This is a genomic window from Actinomycetospora chibensis, from assembly GCF_028737215.1.
Taxonomy (GTDB): Bacteria; Actinomycetota; Actinomycetes; order Mycobacteriales; family Pseudonocardiaceae; genus Actinomycetospora; species Actinomycetospora chibensis.
Genome location: NZ_JAQZAM010000016.1, coordinates 105,168 through 124,209 on the forward strand (window position 1 = coordinate 105,168; position 19,042 = coordinate 124,209).

General features: G+C 73.1%; 15 protein-coding genes and 1 pseudogene. 6 read left to right on the top strand and 10 right to left on the bottom strand.

Annotation, left to right across the window (positions count from 1 at the left end; genetic code table 11):
- Window positions 1-59 precede the first annotated feature (59 nt).
- Together PH189_RS23190 and PH189_RS23195 are read left to right on the top strand one after the other, a co-directional pair.
- The gene (locus PH189_RS23190) at window positions 60-434 is read left to right on the top strand and encodes a DUF1330 domain-containing protein (RefSeq protein ID WP_274191203.1); all 375 of its coding nucleotides are present in this window, start codon (window positions 60-62) and stop codon (window positions 432-434) included.
- Window positions 431-1,204 carry an alpha/beta fold hydrolase gene (locus PH189_RS23195; protein WP_274191204.1) on the top strand — a complete coding sequence of 258 codons (774 nt, stop codon included), beginning with the start codon at window positions 431-433 and terminating at the stop codon, window positions 1,202-1,204. The genes PH189_RS23190 and PH189_RS23195 overlap by 4 nt, the downstream gene beginning before the upstream one ends.
- 123 nt (window positions 1,205-1,327) lie before the next feature.
- Here the strand turns inward: PH189_RS23195 and PH189_RS30555 are convergent.
- The 4 genes and pseudogenes from PH189_RS30555 to PH189_RS23220 all read right to left on the bottom strand — a co-directional run bounded on the left by PH189_RS30555 (window position 1,328) and on the right by PH189_RS23220 (window position 4,567).
- Window positions 1,328-2,306 (bottom strand): annotated as a pseudogene (locus PH189_RS30555) (IS5 family transposase).
- A 46-nt stretch (window positions 2,307-2,352) separates the two neighbouring features.
- A complete protein-coding gene (locus PH189_RS23210) occupies window positions 2,353-2,838 on the bottom strand; it encodes a VOC family protein (RefSeq protein WP_274191207.1) in 486 nt (161 codons plus the stop codon).
- A gap of 26 nt (window positions 2,839-2,864) precedes the next feature.
- The gene (locus PH189_RS23215; RefSeq protein WP_274191208.1) at window positions 2,865-3,476 is read right to left on the bottom strand and encodes a CE1759 family FMN reductase; all 612 of its coding nucleotides are present in this window, start codon (window positions 3,474-3,476) and stop codon (window positions 2,865-2,867) included.
- A complete protein-coding gene (locus PH189_RS23220; RefSeq protein WP_274191209.1) occupies window positions 3,476-4,567 on the bottom strand; it encodes an LLM class flavin-dependent oxidoreductase in 1,092 nt (363 codons plus the stop codon). The genes PH189_RS23215 and PH189_RS23220 overlap by 1 nt, the downstream gene beginning before the upstream one ends.
- A gap of 229 nt (window positions 4,568-4,796) precedes the next feature.
- Here PH189_RS23220 and PH189_RS23225 point away from each other — a divergent pair, with 229 nt between their 5' ends.
- Window positions 4,797-6,476 (top strand): FAD-dependent monooxygenase, encoded by a 1,680-nt coding sequence (locus PH189_RS23225; protein ID WP_274191210.1) that lies wholly within the window; start codon window positions 4,797-4,799, stop codon window positions 6,474-6,476.
- On the opposite strand, the gene PH189_RS23230 is transcribed toward PH189_RS23225, so the two are convergent.
- The 3 genes from PH189_RS23230 to PH189_RS23240 form a co-directional block, all read right to left on the bottom strand.
- On the bottom strand, window positions 6,461-7,936 hold the full coding sequence (locus tag PH189_RS23230; RefSeq protein WP_274191211.1) for a protein adenylyltransferase SelO: 1,476 nt from the start codon (window positions 7,934-7,936) through the stop codon (window positions 6,461-6,463). The genes PH189_RS23225 and PH189_RS23230 overlap by 16 nt on opposite strands.
- Complete coding sequence (locus tag PH189_RS23235; protein ID WP_274191212.1) at window positions 7,933-8,559, bottom strand: hypothetical protein; 627 nt, start codon at window positions 8,557-8,559, stop codon at window positions 7,933-7,935. Before PH189_RS23235 ends, PH189_RS23230 begins: the two co-directional genes overlap by 4 nt.
- 61 nt (window positions 8,560-8,620) lie before the next feature.
- Window positions 8,621-9,838 (bottom strand): alpha/beta hydrolase, encoded by a 1,218-nt coding sequence (locus PH189_RS23240; RefSeq protein WP_274191213.1) that lies wholly within the window; start codon window positions 9,836-9,838, stop codon window positions 8,621-8,623.
- A gap of 98 nt (window positions 9,839-9,936) precedes the next feature.
- Here PH189_RS23240 and PH189_RS23245 point away from each other — a divergent pair, with 98 nt between their 5' ends.
- The gene (locus PH189_RS23245; RefSeq protein WP_274191214.1) at window positions 9,937-11,697 is read left to right on the top strand and encodes a pyruvate dehydrogenase; all 1,761 of its coding nucleotides are present in this window, start codon (window positions 9,937-9,939) and stop codon (window positions 11,695-11,697) included.
- 339 nt (window positions 11,698-12,036) lie between these two features.
- Here PH189_RS23245 and ppdK read toward each other — a convergent pair whose 3' ends face one another.
- Window positions 12,037-14,721, bottom strand: a complete 2,685-nt coding sequence (gene ppdK, locus PH189_RS23250) for a pyruvate, phosphate dikinase (protein WP_274191215.1) — start codon at window positions 14,719-14,721, stop codon at window positions 12,037-12,039.
- 318 nt (window positions 14,722-15,039) lie between these two features.
- Here ppdK and katG point away from each other — a divergent pair, with 318 nt between their 5' ends.
- Complete coding sequence (katG, locus tag PH189_RS23255) at window positions 15,040-17,232, top strand: catalase/peroxidase HPI (RefSeq protein ID WP_274191219.1); 2,193 nt, start codon at window positions 15,040-15,042, stop codon at window positions 17,230-17,232.
- A gap of 16 nt (window positions 17,233-17,248) precedes the next feature.
- Here katG and PH189_RS23260 read toward each other — a convergent pair whose 3' ends face one another.
- Both PH189_RS23260 and PH189_RS23265 read right to left on the bottom strand, forming a co-directional pair.
- The gene (locus PH189_RS23260) at window positions 17,249-17,806 is read right to left on the bottom strand and encodes a carotenoid oxygenase family protein (protein WP_274191216.1); all 558 of its coding nucleotides are present in this window, start codon (window positions 17,804-17,806) and stop codon (window positions 17,249-17,251) included.
- The gene (locus PH189_RS23265) at window positions 17,782-18,075 is read right to left on the bottom strand and encodes a carotenoid oxygenase family protein (RefSeq protein WP_274191217.1); all 294 of its coding nucleotides are present in this window, start codon (window positions 18,073-18,075) and stop codon (window positions 17,782-17,784) included. The genes PH189_RS23260 and PH189_RS23265 overlap by 25 nt, the downstream gene beginning before the upstream one ends.
- A gap of 159 nt (window positions 18,076-18,234) precedes the next feature.
- Here PH189_RS23265 and PH189_RS23270 point away from each other — a divergent pair.
- On the top strand, window positions 18,235-19,042 hold an 808-nt coding region (locus PH189_RS23270), incomplete at its 3' end, for a DUF6777 domain-containing protein (protein WP_337994184.1).

A 19,042-nucleotide genomic window follows, 5' to 3' on the forward strand; every position in this document is an offset into this window, starting at 1 on the left:
CGCACTAACTTGCGTGTCGACTGACAAGTATGTGAGAGTGGCTCTCGACGAGAGGAGTCATGGTGATCGAGTTCGAGGACGGCGCCCTGGACACCCTGCTGGCGGAGGACCCCGGCGGGCCGGTGGTGATGCTGAACCTGTTGCGCTTCCGGCCCGACGGTGGCCGGGAGAGCTATCAGCGCTACGTCGACGCGGTGGGTGCGGTGAGCGCGCGGCACGGCGTGCAGATCACCTACCTCGGGGAGGGCGGACGCGCCCTGGCGGCCGAGGAGGGACAGGCCTGGGACATGGTGCTCCTGGTGCGCTACCCGAGCCGTGAGCATTTCGTCGCGATGATCCGCGACCCCGCCTACCAGCGGATCGAGCACCTGCGCGCCGAGGCGCTCGTGGAGGCGGTCCTCCAGCCGACCGTGCCGGTGACGGGGGCGGCGTGACGACGGTGCTGGTGCACGGCAACCCCGAGACCGCGGCGGTCTGGGAACCGCTGCTGCGGGCGCTGGAGGGGCGCGGCGTCCCGCGCGAGCAGGTGGTGCGGCTGTCGCCGCCCGGGTTCGGTGCGCCGCTGTCCGAGGGCTTCGCGGCCACGCCGGAGGCCTACCGCGACTGGCTCGTCGGCGAGCTGGAGGCGATCGTCGCGGAGCACGGCCCGGTCGACCTCGTCGGCCACGACCTCGGCGGCGCCCACACCCTGCGGGTGGCCATGACCCGGCCCGACCTGCTGCGCAGCTGGGCCAGCGACGTCATCGGGAGCTTCGCGCCCGACTACGTCTGGCACGAGCTCGCCCGGCGCTGGCAGACGCCCGGCGTCGGCGAGTCCGACGTGGCCGAGCGCTTCGGGCCCGACCGCGACGTGGAGGCCGTGGTGGCGCTGCTCGTCGGTCGCGGGATGCCCGAGGCGGTGGCGACGGACGTGGTCGGGGGGCAGGACGAGGCGATGGGGCGCGCGATCCTCGCGCACTACCGCTCGCTCGTGCCGCCGCGGATGGCCTCCGACGGCGCGGGGCTGGCAGCGGCCGCACGGCGTCCCGGACTCGTCGTGATCGCCACCGGCGACCAGGTGGTGGGCACGGAGGCTCAGCGCCGCGCCATGGCCGAGCGCGCGGGTGCGCGCGTCGCGGTGCTCGACGGCCTGGGGCACTGGTGGTTGGCGCAGGACCCGGACCAGGCCGCCCGCGTGCTGGTGGACTTCTGGTCGTCGGTCTGAGGGGACGGCCCCGACCCGCGGAGGATGCTTCGGAAACCGAAGTGTCTCCCGCACCCCTCACCAGGAGACGTCGAGCTCGGCGACCGGTTGCCGGTGCCGGCCCGCTAGCGCGTGTCTGGTGGTTCATGAGAGCCAGGCCAGGGTGGCGCGGAAGGTGACCGCGCCCCGGTAGTTGATCGCGTGCTTGTCGGTGCGGCTGGCGATGCCCCGCCACTGTTTGAGCTGGTTGAAGCCGCGTTCGACGACGTTGCGACGCTGGTAGCGCTGCTTGTCGAACCCGACCGGTCGCCCGCCGCGGCTCCCGCGGCGGGCGCGGTTGGCCTGCTGGTCGCGAGGTTCGGGGATGGTGTGCGGGATGCCGCGCCGGCGCAGCAGCTCCCGGTTGGCCCGAGAGCTGTAGCCCTTGTCGCCCAGCACGTAGTACGGGCGGGTCCGCGGTCGCCCCGGGCCAGGCTTCGCGACCCGCAGACCCTCGATGAGCTGCGGGAACGTGGGGCAGTCGTTGACGTTGCCCGGGGTCAGCAGCAGCACCAACGGCCGGCCCCGGCCGTCGGTGAGCATGTGCAGCTTGGTGGTCAACCCACCCCGAGAACGTCCGATCGCGTGGTGGTCGGGCTCGACCCAGCAGGGATCGTCAATAGATCCCGACGGGGCCCCCTGTGTCATGCGCAGGGTCGCCGACCTGGGCCTCCACGGTCTCGGGGCCCTCCGACTGCCCCGCACCGTGTCCGGAGGACACGGTCGCGGCGTTGCCGCCCAGCCGCCGCGCGGTCGCGCCGTGCTGGTGGACCCGCATCAGGCTCGAGTCCGCCGCGACCAGCCAGTCCAGGTCCCCGGCCGCGTCGGCAGCGGTGTGCACCGCAGCGAAGATGCGGTCATAGGTCCCGTCGCGTGACCAGCGCACATGCCGGTCATAGACGCTCTGCCAGGGCCCGAACTCCGCCGGCAGGTCCCGCCACGGCGACCCCGTGCGATACCGCCAGGCGATCGCCTCGAGCACTTCACGATGGTCGCGCCACTGCCCGCCCCGACGCGGCGTCCGATCCGGCAGCAGCGGCTCGAGCCACACCCACGACTCGTCAGAGATCACCGGCGTACGCACACCAAGATCTTGTCAGAGCCCTACCCGACGATTCATCAGACACGCCCTAGAGCACCTGGTGCCCGTACATCTCCCCGAGCGGGTCGGAGATCAGCTCGATGCGCGCGCCGTCGGGGTCGCGGAAGTACACCGAGACGCCGCTGTGGACCTCGTGCTCGACCCCGGCATCGGTCAGGCGCGCGACGAGCTCGTCCCAGCGGGCCGGGTCGACGCTGATGGCGACGTGGTGCAGCCCGCCGAGGACCTCGGCGTACGGCCCGAGGTCGAGGCCGGGGAAGTCGAAGAACGCGAGCAGGTTGCCGTTGCCGATGTCGTGGAAGAAGTGCGACGAGCCGGGGTAGTCGCGGTTGTCGATCAGCTCGGTGAGCGGGAAGCCGAGGACGTCCTGGTAGAACGCCACGGTCCGCTCGACGTCGCTCGACACCAGCGCCGTGTGGTGCAGGCCCCGGGCGGTGGACGCCGGCCGCTCGCCGGTGGGTCGCAGGTAGCGCTCGCGGAGGGCGGCGCGGCGGGTCTCGATGTCGGTGCTCATGGCGTATCTCTCCGGGGGATCGTGGGTCAGCGCGACAGCAGGGCGGCGAAGTCGGGGACGTCGGCGAAGGGGTCCACGGGACCCGCCGGCGCGCGGGCGGCCACCAGGTCGGCCAGCTCCCCGGCCGCCCGGTCGATGCGCGCGCCCAGCTCGCCGGCGACACCGCCGGCGCCCCAGTCCTCCGCGGCGGCGAACACCGCGGTGGGCGCGACGGCGGCGTGCAGGTAGGAGAACAGCGGGCGCATCGCGTGGTCGAGCGCCAGCTGGTGGCGGGCGGTGCCCGCCGTGGCCCCGAGCAGCACCGGGGTGCCATCGAGGGCGTCACGGTCCAGCACGTCGACGAACGTCTTGAACAGGCCGCTGTAGGACGCCGAGAAGATCGGCGTCACGGCGATCAGGCCGTCGGCGCCGGCGACGGTGTCGAGCACCGGGCGCAGCGCGGCGTTCGGGAAGCCGGTGACGAGGTGGTCGGCGAGGTCGCGGGCGTGCTCGCGCAGCTCGACGACCTCGACGCGGACCTCGACCCCACGGTCGTGCAGGGCCGCGGTCGTCGCGTCCGCGAGCCGGTCGGCCAGCAGGCGCGTCGACGACGGCGACGAGAGCCCGGCGCTGACGACGGCCAGGGTGCGGGTGGTCATCAGACCGTCACCTCCTGCGCGAGGCGAGCCGCCACGAGCGACTCGTGGGTGGGGGCGTCGGGCACGTGCACGGGCTTGCGGGCCGCGAACTCCTTGCGCAGCACCGGCACGACCTCCTCGCCGAGGATGTCCAGCTGCTCGAGCACGGTCTTCAGTGGCAGCCCCGCGTGGTCGATGAGGAACAGCTGGCGCTGGTAGTCGCCGACGTACTCGCGGAAGCCCAGCGTTCGGTCGATGACCTCCTGCGGGCTGCCCACGGTCAGCGGCGTCTCGCGGGTGAAGTCCTCCAGCGAGGGTCCGTGACCGTAGACCGGCGCGTTGTCGAAGTACGGCCGGAACTCCCGCACCGCGTCCTGCGAGTTCTTCCGCATGAACACCTGTCCGCCGAGGCCGACGATCGCCCGGTCGGCGTCGCCGTGCCCGTGGTGCTCGAAGCGCCGGCGGTAGAAGTCGACCATGCGCCGGGTGTGGTCGGCCGGCCAGAAGATGTGATTTCCGAAGAAGCCGTCGCCGTAGAAGGCGGCCTGCTCCGCGATCTCGGGGCTGCGGATCGAGCCGTGCCACACGAACGGCGCGACGCCGTCGAGCGGGCGCGGGGTCGAGGTGAAGCCCTGCAGCGGCGTGCGGAACCTCCCCTCCCAGTCGACGACATCCTCGTCCCAGAGGCGGCGCAGCAGCGCGTAGTTCTCCACCGCCAGCGGGATGCCCTGGCGGATGTCCTGGCCGAACCAGGGGTAGACGGGGCCGGTGTTGCCGCGCCCGAGTGTGAGGTCGACGCGGCCGCCGGAGACGTGCTGCAGCATCGCGTAGTCCTCGGCGATCTTCACCGGGTCGTTCGTGGTGATCAGCGTCGTCGCCGTGGAGAGCTGCAGGCGCTCCGTGCGCCCGGCCAGGTAGCCGAGCGTCGTCGTGGGCGACGACGAGAAGAACGGCGGGTTGTGGTGCTCGCCGAGGGCGAACACGTCGAGGCCGACCTCCTCGGTCTTCTCCGCGATGCGCAGGACAGCCTGGAGACGCTCGGCCTCGGTGGGGGCGAAGCCCGTCGTCGGGTCGGGGGTGATGTCGCTGACCGAGAAGACACCGAACTGCATGGCTCTGTGCTCCTTTAGTTGACGATTCAACTTGTACCCGGCAGAACCGCGGGGGCGGCTCGGCTATTCCGGGTGGACGTCGCGTCGGGGTCGTTGACGACCGGACGGGGCTCGGTTGTACTCCATGTGACGGGTGGATCTCACTTTTCCACGTACAGAGCAGTCCTCGACCGCGTGGGCCGGACTCGGTGACCGCTGTCGGTGACGGATGGTGACGAACGGAGTGAGCATGGCGGACGAGGTGCAGGACGTCCTGGTGGCGGGGGCCGGCCCGGTCGGCCTGACCGCGGCGGTGGAGCTGGCACGGCGCGGGGTGGCGGTCCGGGTGATCGACACGCTCGAGCAGCCGCGGCACTACGCCAAGGCCGTCGGGCTCCAGCCGCGGACCCTGGAGCACTGGGAGCGCACCGGCATGCTGACCGCGGCGCTCGACGAGGTGCAGACGATGCGCGGGCAGATCGTGCACGTCGACGGCGTCGAGGTCGCACGGATGGAGCTCCACCTGCCACCGGACGTGCCCTACGGCTTCACGTCCCTGCCCCAGTACACGACCGAGCGCCTGCTCGCCGAGGAGCTGCGCCGCCACGGCGGCACCGTCGAGCGCGGGTCCGAGCTCGTCGACTTCTCCCAGGACGCCGCCGGGGTGACCGCCCGGATCCGCACCTCCGCGGGGGAGGAGACCGTTCGGGTGTCCTACCTCGTCGGGGCCGATGGCGCCCACAGCGTGGTGCGCAAGGGACTCGGGCTCGCCTTCGAGGGCGACGCGTTCGCCGAGGAGTACATGCTCGGCGACGTCGTGCTCGACTGGTCGCAGCCGCCCGGCTTCGGCGTCCGGGTGACACGCACGGTCCCCGACGGCCCGGACGACATCCTCGTCGCCATCCCGCTCCCGGAGCACGGGCGCTACCGCATCTCCATGCTCGCCCCGCCCGAGCTCAGCACCCACCCGGCCGCAGCGCGGGCCGGTACCGCTCGCGTCGACGACGTCGTCCACGGCCTGGAGTCCGGCCACGCCCCGGAGCTGCACCACCTCCAGGCCGTCGTCGATCGCCTCGCTCCCGAGCCCACGACCGTCTCCGACCTGCGCTGGTCGTCGGTGTTCCGCATCAGCCACCGGCTCGCCGACCGCTACGGCGTCGGGCGCGTGTTCATCGCGGGCGACGCCGCGCACATCCACCCGCCCACCGGCGGGCAGGGCATGAACACCGGGATCCAGGACGCCCTCAACCTCGCGTGGAAGCTCGCGCTCGTCGTCGACGGCGTGGCGGAGCCCGCGCTGCTCGAGAGCTACCACCTCGAGCGGCACCCGGTGGGCGAGGAGGTCGTCGGGCGCACGGTGCGCCAGGCGCGGCAGGGCTTCGACGCCGACGACCCGGCGACGATGATGCGGCGCGAGGCGCAGCTGCTGGTGAGCTATCCGGTCAGCCCGATCGTCGGGGCCACGGGCGCCGCCCTCGGGGTGCTCCCCGGCGAGCGGGCGCCCGACGCCCGCGGCCTGCGCCGGCCCACGGTCACCGACCCGCTGCGCCTGCACGCCGTGCTCGCGGCGACCGAGTTCGCGCTGCTCGCCTACGTCGACGACCTCGACCAGCTCGCGGAGGTCGGCGCCGCGCGGGCGGTCGCGGCGGCGAGCGCCCTGCCGATGCGCGTGCACGCCGTGGGCGCCCCGGACCTCGGACCGGCGCTGGACGCCGCCGGCGAGCCCCACCTGCTCGACGGCGCCGGGGACCTCGCGGCCGCCTACGGCGTGCGGGGCGGCGACGCGGTGCTCGTCCGCCCCGACGGCTACATCGGCTGGACCGCGCGCCCGCTCACGGCCGAGGCGCTGGCCCTCCACCTCGCCACCCTCACCCGGGCCCCGCAGGGTGCCGCGGCCGGCGCGAACGCGTCGGCTCAGGTACCGCAGTAGGTCACGTACGCCGCGGAGCCGGCCGGGTCGGGAGCTGCGTAGGCCTCCTGGCCCGGCTGCTCGGTGAACGGGTCGGCGAGCACCGCGACCAGGCGGTGGAACGGCGCGAGGTCGCCGTCGACGGCCGCGGTGAGCGCGGCCTCGACCTGGTGGTTGCGGGGGATGTAGACCGGGTTGACCCGGTCCATGGCGTCGGCGATCTCCGCGGCGGGCCGCGTGTCGCCGGCCAGCGCGGCGTGCCAGCGCTCCAGCCACGCGTCGACGGCCTCCCGGTCGATCACGAGGTCGCGCACCGGGGCGCCCTCCCCGCGCGCGGCCGACGACAGCGCGCGGAAGAACCGCGTGTGGTCGGGGTGCTGGTCGGCCATCAGCGTGACCAGGTCCTCCACCAGCTCCGGGTGCTCTCCGGTGAGCCCGATCTTGGCGTGCAGACCCGCCGACCGGTGCCGCGTGTAGCGCTCGCCGAACGCCGAGACGGCGTCCGTGGCGAGCTGCACGGCGGTGTCGGCGTCGTCATCGATCAGCGACAGCAGGCTCTCGGCGAACCGTGCCAGGTTCCACTGCGCGACCGCGGGCTGGCGGCCGTAGGCGTACCGCCCGGCGTGGTCGATGGAGCTGTACACCGTCGCCGGGTCGTCGGCGTCCATGAAGGCGCAGGGCCCGTAGTCGATGGTCTCGCCGGAGATCGTCATGTTGTCGGTGTTCATGACGCCGTGCACGAACCCGACGTCCATCCACTGCGCGATCAGCGACGCCTGGGCCTCGACGACGGCCTCGAGCAGCGCCAGCGCGGGGCGCTCGGCCTCCGCCGCCGCCGGGTGGTGGCGCGTGATCGCGTGTTCGGTGAGCCGGCGCAGGAGGTCGGCGTCGCCGGTGGCCGCGGCGTACTGGAACGAGCCCACCCGCAGGTGGCTCGACGCGATCCGCGCCAGCACCGCCCCGGGCTGCGTCGTCTCGCGGGTGACGCTCTCGCCGGTCGTGACGACGGCGAGCGCCCGCGTCGTCGGGACGCCCAGCGCGTGCATCGCCTCGCCGATGACGTACTCGCGCAGCATCGGCGCGAGCGGCGCCCTGCCGTCCCCACCGCGCGCGAACGGCGTGCGGCCCGAGCCCTTGAGGTGCAGGTCGCGCCGGCGGCCCGCGGTGTCGGTGAGCTCGCCGAGCAGCAGCGCCCGGCCGTCACCGAGGCGCGGGGAGTAGTTGCCGAACTGGTGGCCGGCGTAGGCCTGCGCCACCGGCGTCGCGCCGGCGGGCACGGCCGCGCCGGCGAGGACGGCGACGCCCTCGGGGCAGCGCAGCGCCTCGGCGTCGAGCCCGAGCTCGCCGGCCAGCTCCTCGTTGAGCGCGACGAGCTCCGGCGACGGCGAGGGCGCCGCCTGCCACGCCTGGTAGAGGCCACCGAGGTCGCGGACGAACCAGTCGTCGAGAGCGAACATCGGCCGGGTGTCGGCGACGGTCATGGATCCGAGGTTAACCACGTCGGCTGATCGTCACTCCGGATCAGCGTCGTGATCCGCACGAGCGACGGCGCGGTGGGCGTCGAGCCGAAGCCGAAGTGCACGGGCGGGCGTACCGGCCCGAGCGTGCCCTGGTCGCGGCCCTCGAACGTCACGGCGGCGTCGACGACGCGGTGCAGGTCGCGGGCGCCGTAGTACTCGGTGCGCCCTCCCCCGGCCGTGCCGACCGTGCGGACGCCGGGCAGCACCCGGCGCGCGATCGCGTCGAGGGCGGCGATCCAGCGCGGCGCGGCGGCCAGCCGCGACGGCACCGCGCGCAGCAGCCACCCGAGCGTCGGACGTCCGCCGACCCGCAGCGTCACCTCCAGGTCGTCGGTGACGATCCGGTGGCAGTCCCCGAACTCCTCGTGGGCCACCGCCCCGAGGCGCGTCTCGTCGAACGTGTACGTCGCGCCGACGAACTCCGCGACCCGCTCGTCGGGGGCCAGGAGGATCCGGTGGCCGTCGGGACGCTCGACCATGACGTCGGTGAACGCCCCGAGCGGCGACGTCGGCCAGTGCCCGATCACCACCCGCAGCCCGGCCGCCGTGCCGAGGCCGGCGATCCACCCGTCGAAGCGCTCCACGTGCCGGGCCTACCCGCTCCGGTTCATGGGAAGCGTCGCGGCGCCCCGGGCCGCCGGCAGCTCACCGCGCGAGCCCGACCTGGTCGCCCGCCCAGCGGCCGAGCACCGAGAACGCGGCCTGGTGCCCGAGGGAGCCGTCCGGGCCCGTGTCGAAGGCGTGGTCGGCGAAGGGGACGTCGACGCGCTCGACGGGGACGCCGGCGGCCCGCGCGGCGTCGACGAAGCCGTCGGCGCCCGACGGTGGGACGAGCCGGTCGCGCGCCGGGACGATCAGCAGGGTCGGCGGAGCAGCCGGGGTGAGCGCGTCCGTGGCGGACACCGCCCGGTAGCGCTCAGGCACCTGCGCGGGCACACCGCCGGTGTAGCCGACGGCGAACTCCTGGGCGCCCCGCCCGTTCCGGTGGGTGTCGGCGAGGTCCACCGCGGGATAGAGGGTGGCGATCGCCCGCGGGACCGGGACGGGCACCGGCGACGCGCACGCCGCGGTCTGTGTGCCGGCCGCGGCGCCGTAGCCCACCGAGAGAGCGAGCTGGCCGCCCGCCGAGTCGCCGCCGATCACGAGCCGGCGGGCGTCGCCACCCTGCTCGGCGGCGTGCTCGGCGACGTGGGAGAGCGCGCAGGCGACCTGGGGGCCCGCGACGTCCCACGTCGGGCGCCCGGGGCGGGTGAGCGTGTACCCGACGGAGACGACGAGCCAGCCCTCGTCGGCGAGACGCCGGAGGTCCGGGGTGCGGTCGAGCTCGGAGCCGGTGCGCCACCCGCCGCCGTGCACCCACACGAAGACGGGGGCCGGCGTGCTGCCGCGAGGCCGCAGGACCGACAGGTGCAGGTCCTCGCCCTCGGGGGTCGTCAGGTAGACCGGGCGCGCGTCGGGCTCGGCGGCGGGCGGGCCCGGCAGGGCGACGGCGCGCAGGGGGTCGACGCTCCCGCCGGCCCCGACCGTCGCCGCCACCACCGCGCCGACGGCCCCGGCGAGCGCCAGGGTCGCGACGGTGGCGACGGCGGCCACCACCGTGGCCGGGACCGTCCGCCGGGCCCGGCGCAGCAGCCACGCCCCGGCCGTCACGACGAGGCCGAGGAGGAGTAGCGGCGGCCCCCACACGACCACGACCGCCGGGGAGCCCTGCGCGCCGAGCAGCGACGACCCGGGGACGAGCGCGGTCAGCGCGGCGACGACGAGGACCAGCGACGCCACGGCGAGCACGACCAGCGTGACGACGCGCAACGGCCCGGATCGGCGCGGCGCGGCGTCGCGGTCCGCTACGTCCTGGTCCGTCACGTCCGACAGCGAAGCACGCCCGCCGTCCCACCCGTCGGTCACGGTCGGGTGAGAGCTGTCCGGTGCGCCGCCGTGCCGGGCAGGTGCAAGATCGGGCCATGGCTCACACCGTCGCCGACCAGATCATCGAGGTTCTGATCCGGTCCGGGGTCCGGAGGATCTACGGGCTCGTCGGCGACAGCCTCAACCCGATCGTCGACGCGGTGCGGCGTTCGGGGGGCGCGGCCGAGGGCGGGATCGACTGGATCCACGTGCACAACGAGGAGGCCGGCGCGCTCGCCGCCGCCGCGGAGGCCCAGCTCACCGGCACGCTCGCGGTCTGCGCGGGGAGCTGCGGGCCCGGCAACACGCACATGATCCAGGGCCTCTACGACGCCCACCGCTCCGGCGCCCCCGTGCTCGCGATCGCCTCGCACATCCCGTCGACCCAGATCGGCACGACCTACTTCCAGGAGACCCACCCGACCTCGTTGTTCGCCGAGTGCTCCTCGTGGGTCGAGCTGGTCTCCCGTCCCCAGCAGCTGCCGCGCCTGCAGCGCATCGCGATGCAGGCGGCGCTGGCCGACCGCGGGGTCTCGGTGCTCGTGATCCCCGGCGACATCACGGCCGAGGCGGCGGCGCACCCCACCGGCCACGGCGACCTCGTGGCGCCCTCCGCCGTCGTGACGCCGGCCGCCGACCGCGTCGAGGCCCTGGCGGAGCGGGTGAACCGCGCGTCGTCGGTGACGCTGTTCGTCGGCGCCGGGGTGCGGGAGGCCCGCGACGAGGTCCTCGCGCTGGCCGAGAAGGTCAAGGCGCCGGTGGGCCACTCCCTCGGCGGCAAGGAGTGGATCCAGTACGACAACCCCTACGACGTGGGGATGAGCGGGCTCCTGGGCTACGGCGCCTGTTTCGAGGCCAGCCACGAGGCCGACCTGCTCGTGCTGCTCGGCACCGACTTCCCCTACGACGGGTTCCTGCCCCAGGCGCACACCGTGCAGGTCGACCGCGACGCGCGGCACCTCGGACGGCGCACCGTGCTCGACCTCGGCGTCGAGGGCGACGTCGGCGCCACCCTGCGCGCGCTGCTCCCGCTGCTCGACGAGAAGACCGATCGCACGTTCCTCGACCGGATGCTGCGCCACCACGCCGAGGCGCTCGAGCACGTCGTCGACGCCTACACCCGTCGCGTCGAGGACCACCGGCCGGTGCATCCCGAGTACCTCGCCTCGGTGCTCGACGAGGAGCTGACCGACGACGCCGTCGTCACCGTCGACACCGGTATGTGCAACGTCTGGGCCGCCCGCTACATCACGCCCACCGGCCGCCGGCGGATCGTCGGCTCCTTCCGGCACGGGACGATGGCCAACGCACTGCCGCACGCGATCGGTGCGGCGGTCTCCCAGCCCGGCCGCCAGGTCGTCTCCCTGTCCGGCGACGGCGGGCTGACGATGCTGATGGGCGAGCTGCTGACCACCGTCGAGCAGGACCTCGACCTCACCGTCGTGGCGTTCAACAACGGCGCGCTCGGCATGATCCGCCTGGAGATGATGGTCGCCGGGTTCCCGTCGTTCCAGACCGACCACGGGCCCGCGGACCTCGGGGCGATCGCCGCGGCCGCCGGACTGCACGCCGTCACGGTCACCGACCCGCACGAGCTGCGCGGCGCCCTGCGCGCGGCCCTCGACCACCGCGGCCCGTCGCTGGTCGATGTGCGTACCGACCCGAACGCCCTGTCGATCCCCCCGCACGTCACCGCGGAGCAGGTGCGCGGGTTCGCCCTCGCCGGCATGCGGACCGTTCTCGCGGGCGGTGTCGGGAAGATGGTCGACCTCGCCCGGTCCAACCTGCGCTCGATCCCGCGGCACCCGCTGCGCTAGTCGTCGCGGGCAGTCGTCGCGCCGGTCGTCGCCGGCCCGTCGGACCGCGGCGGCGGTGCGCCGGTCCCGAGCGCCCAGGCGCTCGGGGAGCGTGCCACCACGCCCGGGCACCAGACCGGGCCGGTCGGGCGGGTCCTCGGCGAGCACCGCGCCACCTCGCCGCGCAGGGCGAGCTCGCTGTGGCGGTAGGCGACGGCGCCCCCACGACGTTCGAGACCACCACGAGGACGCCGACGAGCGCCTTCGTCGCCGGCCGGAAGTCGCGGTGCACGGTCCCGCGCTCCGGGAGTCGTCCATGCGCTCGACCCTATATAGCAGGTACCGGAGGTACCGCGACGCTCAGCGCGCGGTGTCCGCCACCACGGCGCGCGCCGCCTCGAGCCGCGCCACCGGCACGCGGAACGGCGAGCAGGAGACGTAGTCCAGCCCGGCGCGGTGGAAGAAGTGCACCGAGTCCGGGTCGCCGCCGTGCTCGCCGCAGATGCCGAGCTTGAGGTCGTGGCGCACCTCGCGGCCGCGCCACGACGCGATCTCGACGAGCTCGCCGACGCCCTCGACGTCGAGCGACTCGAACGGCGAGACCCCGAAGATGCCGGACTCGAGGTAGTCGGAGAAGAACGAGCTCTCGACGTCGTCGCGGGAGAAGCCCCAGGTGGTCTGGGTGAGGTCGTTGGTGCCGAAGGAGAAGAACTCGGCGACCTCGGCGATCTGCGCCGCCACCAGCGCGGCGCGCGGCAACTCGATCATCGTCCCGACCTGGTGGTGGACCGGCGCCCCGTTGACGTGGGACTCCGGCTCGGCCACCACCTCCGCGATCTCGGCGGCGACGGCCTGCAGCTCCTGCACGGTCCCGACCAGCGGCACCATGATCTCGGGCAGCACCTCGATGCCCTCGGCGGCGAGCGCGGCCGCGGCCCTGGTGATCGCGCGGACCTGCATGGCGAACAGCCCGGGGACCGCGATCCCCAGTCGCACGCCGCGCAGCCCGAGCATGGGGTTCTGCTCGTGGAGCCTGCGCACCGACGCGAGCAGCTCCTCCTTCTCGGTGGTGAGGTGGCCGCGCTCGCGGTCGAGGGCGACCTCCACCGACAGCTCGGTGAGGTCGGGCAGGAACTCGTGCAGCGGCGGGTCGAGCAGCCGGATGGTCACCGGCAGGCCCTCCATCGCCCGGTAGATCGCGGTGAAGTCCTCGATCTGGTGCGGCAGCAGGGCCGCGAGGGCCTCCTCGCGCTGCTCGCGGGTCTCGGCGAGCACCAGCGTCTCCACCAGCTCCCGGCGCTCGCCGAGGAACATGTGCTCGGTGCGGCAGAGCCCGACGCCCTCCGCGCCGAAGGTCCGGGCGGTGGCGCAGTCCTCGCCGGTGTCGGCGTTGACGCGCACACGCAGACGCCGCAGGGAGTCGGCGTGGCGCATGATCCGGTCCACGGCCGCGACGAGGTCGTCGTTCTCGGCCAGCCCCGTGGACCCCTCGAAGTAGGCCATGACCGGGCTCGCCACGACGGGCACCTCGCCGAGGTAGACCTCGCCGTTCGTGCCGTCGATCGAGAGCACGTCGCCCTCGACGACCTCGCGCCCGTCCGGCAGCGTGATCTTCTTCGCGCGGACGTCGACCTCGAGCTCCTCGGCGCCGCACACCGCGGTCTTGCCCATCCCGCGGGCCACGACGGCCGCGTGCGACGTCCGCCCGCCCCGGCTGGTCAGCACGCCCTGGGCGGCGATCATGCCGTCGAGGTCGTCGGGGGTCGTCTCGCGGCGGACCAGGATGACCTTCTCGCCCGCCTTCGCCCGCCGGACCGCCGTGGCGGAGTCGAACACGGCCGCCCCGCCCGCCGCGCCGGGCGAGGCGTTCATGCCGGTGGTCAGCAGCTCCTTGCTCGCGTCACGGTCGAAGCGGGGGAACATCAGGTTGGCCAGCTGCGCGCCGCTGACGCGGTCGAGGGCCTCGTCCATGCCGATGAGGCCCTCGTCGACGAGCTGGCAGGCGACGGTGAAGGCCGCGGCGGCGGTGCGCTTGCCGACCCGGGTCTGGAGCATCCAGAGCTTCCCGCGCTCGATCGTGAACTCGATGTCGCACAGGTCGCGGTAGTGGTTCTCCAGCGTGGTCATGATCTCCATGAGCTGGTCGTACGACGCCTTGTCGATCCGCTCCAGCTCGGTGAGCGCCAGGGTGTTGCGGATGCCCGCGACGACGTCCTCGCCCTGCGCGTTCTGGAGGTAGTCGCCGTACACGCCGCGCGCGCCGGACGCGGGGTCGCGCGTGAAGGCCACGCCGGTGCCGGAGTCCATCCCGAGGTTGCCGAACACCATCGAGCACACGCTCACCGCGGTGCCGAGGTCGGCGGGGATGCGCTCCTGGCGGCGGTAGACGTTGGCGCGGGGCGAGTTCCAGGAGTCGAAGACCGCCCGCACGGCGAGGTCGAGCTGCTCGCGCGGGTCCTGGGGGAAGTCCCGGCCCACGTGCTCGCGGATGATGCCCTTGAACACGTCGACGAGCGTCCGCAGGTCGTCGGCGTCGAGGTCGAGGTCGTTCGTGGTGCCTTTGGCCTTCTTCGCCTTCTCGAGCGCCTCGGCGAAGTGCTCGCCCTCGATGTCCAGCACCGTGGCGCCGAACATCTGCACGAGACGGCGGTAGGAGTCCCAGGCGAAGCGCGCGTCGCCGGACTGGGCGGAGAGGCCCTCGACCGACGCGTCGTTGAGGCCGACGTTGAGGACGGTCTCCATCATCCCGGGCATCGAGAACTTGGCGCCGGAGCGGACGGACACCAGCAGCGGGTCGTCGGCCTGGCCGAGCTGCTTGCCCATCGTCTTCTCGAGCGCGACGAGGTGCTCGGTGACCTCGTCGGCGAGGCCGGTCGGCTCGTGGCCGTCGACGAGGTAGGCCCGGCAGGCCTCGGTGGTGATGGTGAACCCGGGCGGCACCGGCAGCCCGAGGTTCGTCATCTCGGCGAGGTTCGCGCCCTTCCCTCCGAGCAGGTCCTTCTGGTCCTTGTCGCCCTCGCCGAACGAGTACACGAGCTTGGTCATGCTGCCTCCGGGGCACGGGCGACGATCATGGGCAGTGATCATGGACGGGGCCGGCGCGTGCGCCGACCCCGCCACTGTGGCCGAGGGGCCGCACGGCGGCCAGACCCTGAGGGCGCAGATGATGCTCATCGCGCCCCGATTCTTGATTCATTCCAGAATAGGCGCGACACTGCGGCCCATGTCACGCGCCGACCGCACCCCCCAACCGGGGCGACCGCCACGGCCGGCCACCACCTCGATGACCGCACCAACCACCGCTGACCACCCAGTGACCCGGAGGACTTCCTCGTGTCAGAACACGTGACCCGTGAGACCGCGATGAACACGGAGGAGGCCGGCGGCTGCCCGGTCGACCACGGTCGCCTCGCGCACCCGACCGAGGGCGGCGGCAACGTCGACTGGTGGCCGCACCAGCTCAACCTGCGCGTCCTGCGCTCGCACACCTCGGTCTCCAACCCGATGGACCCCGACTTCGACTACGCGAAGGAGTTCGCGACCGTCGACCTCGACGCGCTCGCCGCGGACGTCGACGAGGTCCTGACGACGAGCCAGGACTGGTGGCCCGCCGACTTCGGCCACTACGGCGGCCTCATGATCCGTCTCGCCTGGCACTCGGCCGGTACCTACCGCCTGGCCGACGGCCGCGGCGGCGCCGGCATGGGCATGCAGCGCTTCGCCCCGCTGAACAGCTGGCCCGACAACGGCAACCTGGACAAGGCCCGCCGCCTGCTCTGGCCGGTCAAGCAGAAGTGGGGCAAGAAGGTCTCCTGGGCCGACCTGCTGATCCTCGCCGGCAACCGGTCGCTGGACACCATGGGTCTGACCACCTTCGGCTTCGCCGGCGGCCGTCCCGACGTCTTCGAGCCCGACAACGAGACCTACTGGGGCCCGGAGAACTACTGGCTCGGCGGCGACCAGCGCTACACCGGCGACCGCCAGCTCGAGAAGCCCCTCGGCGCATCGCAGATGGGTCTGATCTACGTCAACCCGGAGGGCCCGGACGGCAACCCCGACCCGCTGGCGGCGGCGCGCGACATCCGCGAGACCTTCGGCCGCATGGCGATGAACGACGAGGAGACCGTCGCCCTCATCGCCGGGGGCCACACCTTCGGCAAGACGCACGGTGCGGCCGACCCCGACCAGTACGTCGGCCCCGAGCCCGAGGGCGCCTCGATCGAGGAGAACGGCCTCGGCTGGAAGCAGAGTTTCGGCAAGGGCAAGGGCCGCGACACCATCACGTCGGGCCTCGAGGTCACCTGGACCTCCACGCCCGTGCAGTGGAGCAACGGGTACTTCGACAACCTGTTCGGCTACGAGTGGGAGCTCCACAAGTCGCCGGCCGGCGCGTGGCAGTACCGCCCGGTGGACGGCGGCGGCGCGAACACCGTGCCCGACCCGGAGACCGGTGAGCTCACCCGCCAGCCCACGATGCTGGTCACCGACGTCTCCCTGAAGGTCGACCCGGTCTACAAGGAGATCTCGAAGCGGTTCCACGAGAACCCCGACGAGTTCGCCGACGCGTTCGCCCGCGCCTGGTTCAAGTTGACCCACCGCGACATGGGCCCGATCCAGCGCTACGTCGGCCCGTGGGTGCCGCAGGAGACCCTGATCTGGCAGGACCCGGTGCCCGCGCACGAGGGTGCTCTCATCGGCTCCACCGAGATCGCGGAGCTGAAGAAGCAGATCCTCGACACCGACCTGACCGTCTCCCAGCTCGTCAAGGCGGCTTGGGCGTCGGCGTCGACGTTCCGCATCGGCGACAAGCGCGGCGGCGCCAACGGTGCGCGCGTGCGTCTCGACCCGCAGATCGACTGGGAGGTCAACGACCCGCAGGAGCTGCGGCGCACGCTGTCCGCCCTCGAGGGCGTCCAGTCGTCGTTCAACGCCTCGGGCACGCAGGTGTCGCTCGCCGACCTCATCGTCCTCGGCGGCTGCGCGGCGGTGGAGAAGGCGGCACGGGACGCCGGGTTCGACGTGTCGGTCCCGTTCACCCCGGGCCGCACCGACGCCTCGCTGGAGTGGACCGACGTCGACTCGTTCACCCACCTCGAGCCGGCCGCCGACGGGTTCCGCAACTACCTCGGCAAGGGCCACCAGCTACCGGCCGAGTACCTGCTGGTCGACCGCGCGAACCTGCTCAACCTCTCCGCACCCCAGATGACCGCGCTCGTCGGCGGTCTGCGGGTGCTCGGGGCGAACACGGGCGGCTCGCAGCACGGCGTGTTCACCGAGCGCGTCGGGCAGCTGACGAACGACTTCTTCACCAACCTGCTCGACATGAACACGAGCTGGTCGAAGGTCGCCGAGGAGGAGGGGCTCTACGAGTCCCGCGGTGCCGACGGCGAGGTCCGCTGGACCGGCACCCGCAACGACCTCGTGTTCAGCTCGAACTCCGAGCTGCGCGCCCTCGCGGAGATCTACGCCGAGAACGGGTCGGAGGAGAAGTTCGTCCGCGACTTCGTCGCCGCCTGGGACAAGGTCATGATGCTGGACCGCTACGACGTGAAGTAGCCCTCGTTCCGGGGTCCTACTCCTGCGTCGGGAGCCACGCCCCGTGCAGCCCGTGCGGGACGCGCACGGGGATGCGGACACGGGCCTCCGGCCCGGAGCCCGGGTCGGCGCCCGCGAAGACCACGGACCAGCTCGCCCGGTCGGTGCGGCTGGACGCGGTATCGACCCACAGCATCGCGTCGAACGCGCCGCCGGTGAGCTCGCGGTGCCCTGTCTTCGTGCCGAGCGCGACGACGTCGTGCCGCTGCCCGAGCCGGCGGTCGTCGACGCGCGGGAACTCCAGCCCGTGCGGTTCGGTCAGGAAGTCTCGCGTGATCGAGCCGCGCACCGGGTCGAGCGGAGTTCGGCGACAGGCCTCCGGGCCGGGACCACTCGACGTGGTCCAGGACGACCTTGCTGTCGGGGCCGTCGTCCGTGTCGTAGGCGCTGGCGCTGTGCCACGACCATCCGGGTGCCGTCGTCGGGCCGCCAGGACCGCCGCCACGTCGATGTACATCGGGCCGAGCACGAGCACGACGAAGCGCTCGGTGAGCGCCATGTCGTGGATCATCACCGGGACGTCGACGTCGGGCACCGCCGTCGGCGTGCCCCGTGCGCCTCGTCGGGGCCGAGCACCGACCACGTGAGGTACCGCGCCTCGAGCCCGTAGCAGAACACCACCATCTCGCCGATGCGCGGCTCGACCTTCGGGTGGGCGCAGATGCTCGCGGGCAGCGAGCCGCCGCAGGTCTCCCGCCCGCGCGTCGCGAGCTCCGGGGCCAGCGGATAGGGCGGGGCCGACTCCGCGAGCGCGAGCAGCTTTCCACCGTGGCGCACGTGGCGCACGACGTTGATGTCGGGCACGAGCGGCCACTTCTCGGCCCGTGCTGCTAGCAGTGTTGGGCAGATCGATGCTCCGGCTTGACACTCGGAGCCGCAAGCCACACTGTGTTGAGTGTCAAGCAGGGGAAGACACCCTGCAGGTCTGCGTGCTGACACCGGTCAGCGACGAGGGAATCCGATGTGAAGTACCGACCGATACTGACCACCTTCGCGGTGGCCGGACTGATCTGCGGCGGTGCCGTCGGCACCGCCATGGCCGCCGACTCCACGCCCGCCGGCCTCGCCGCTCCACCCGCCCTGGTGGCCCAGTCCGCGGCCACGCCCGGGCTGAACCCCTTCGCGCCTCCCGCGGCGGGCGGGCTCGACGCCGTCCTGCCGGCCGCCTCCGTCGGCGCCGTCTCGGGCGCCACCCCCGGCCTCTACGGCGGCACTCGGGACAACGCCTGCGACAGCGCCTCGATGGCCTCGTTCCTGCAGGCGAACCCGGACCGCGGCAACGCCTTCGCCGCTGCTCAGCAGATCGCACCCGCCGACATCGGGGGCTACCTCGACGCGCTGACGCCGGTCACGCTCCGCGCGGACACGGCGGTGACGAACAACGGGTTCTCCAACGGCAGCGCCACCCCGTTCCAGGCCGTGCTCCAGGCCGGGACCGCGGTCATGGTCGACGAATTCGGCGTGCCCCAGGTCCGCTGTGCGTGCGGGAACCCCCTCGAGGGCTCGATGCAGAACGGACCGGCCGGCCTCACGGGCGACACGTGGGAGGGCCTCTCCTCCGACGACGTCGACTCGATCAGCGCTTCGGATCACCGAATCGACGAGTTCGCTCTGGTGACGCCCACGAACGAGACGATGACTCGCCCCACGAGTAGCCACGGTGACCGTGACTACGTGACACCTGGCGGTAGTACCACCGGCACCACCGCGGGCACGACCGGCACCACCGCGGGCACGACCGGCACCACCGCGGGCACGACCGGCACCACCG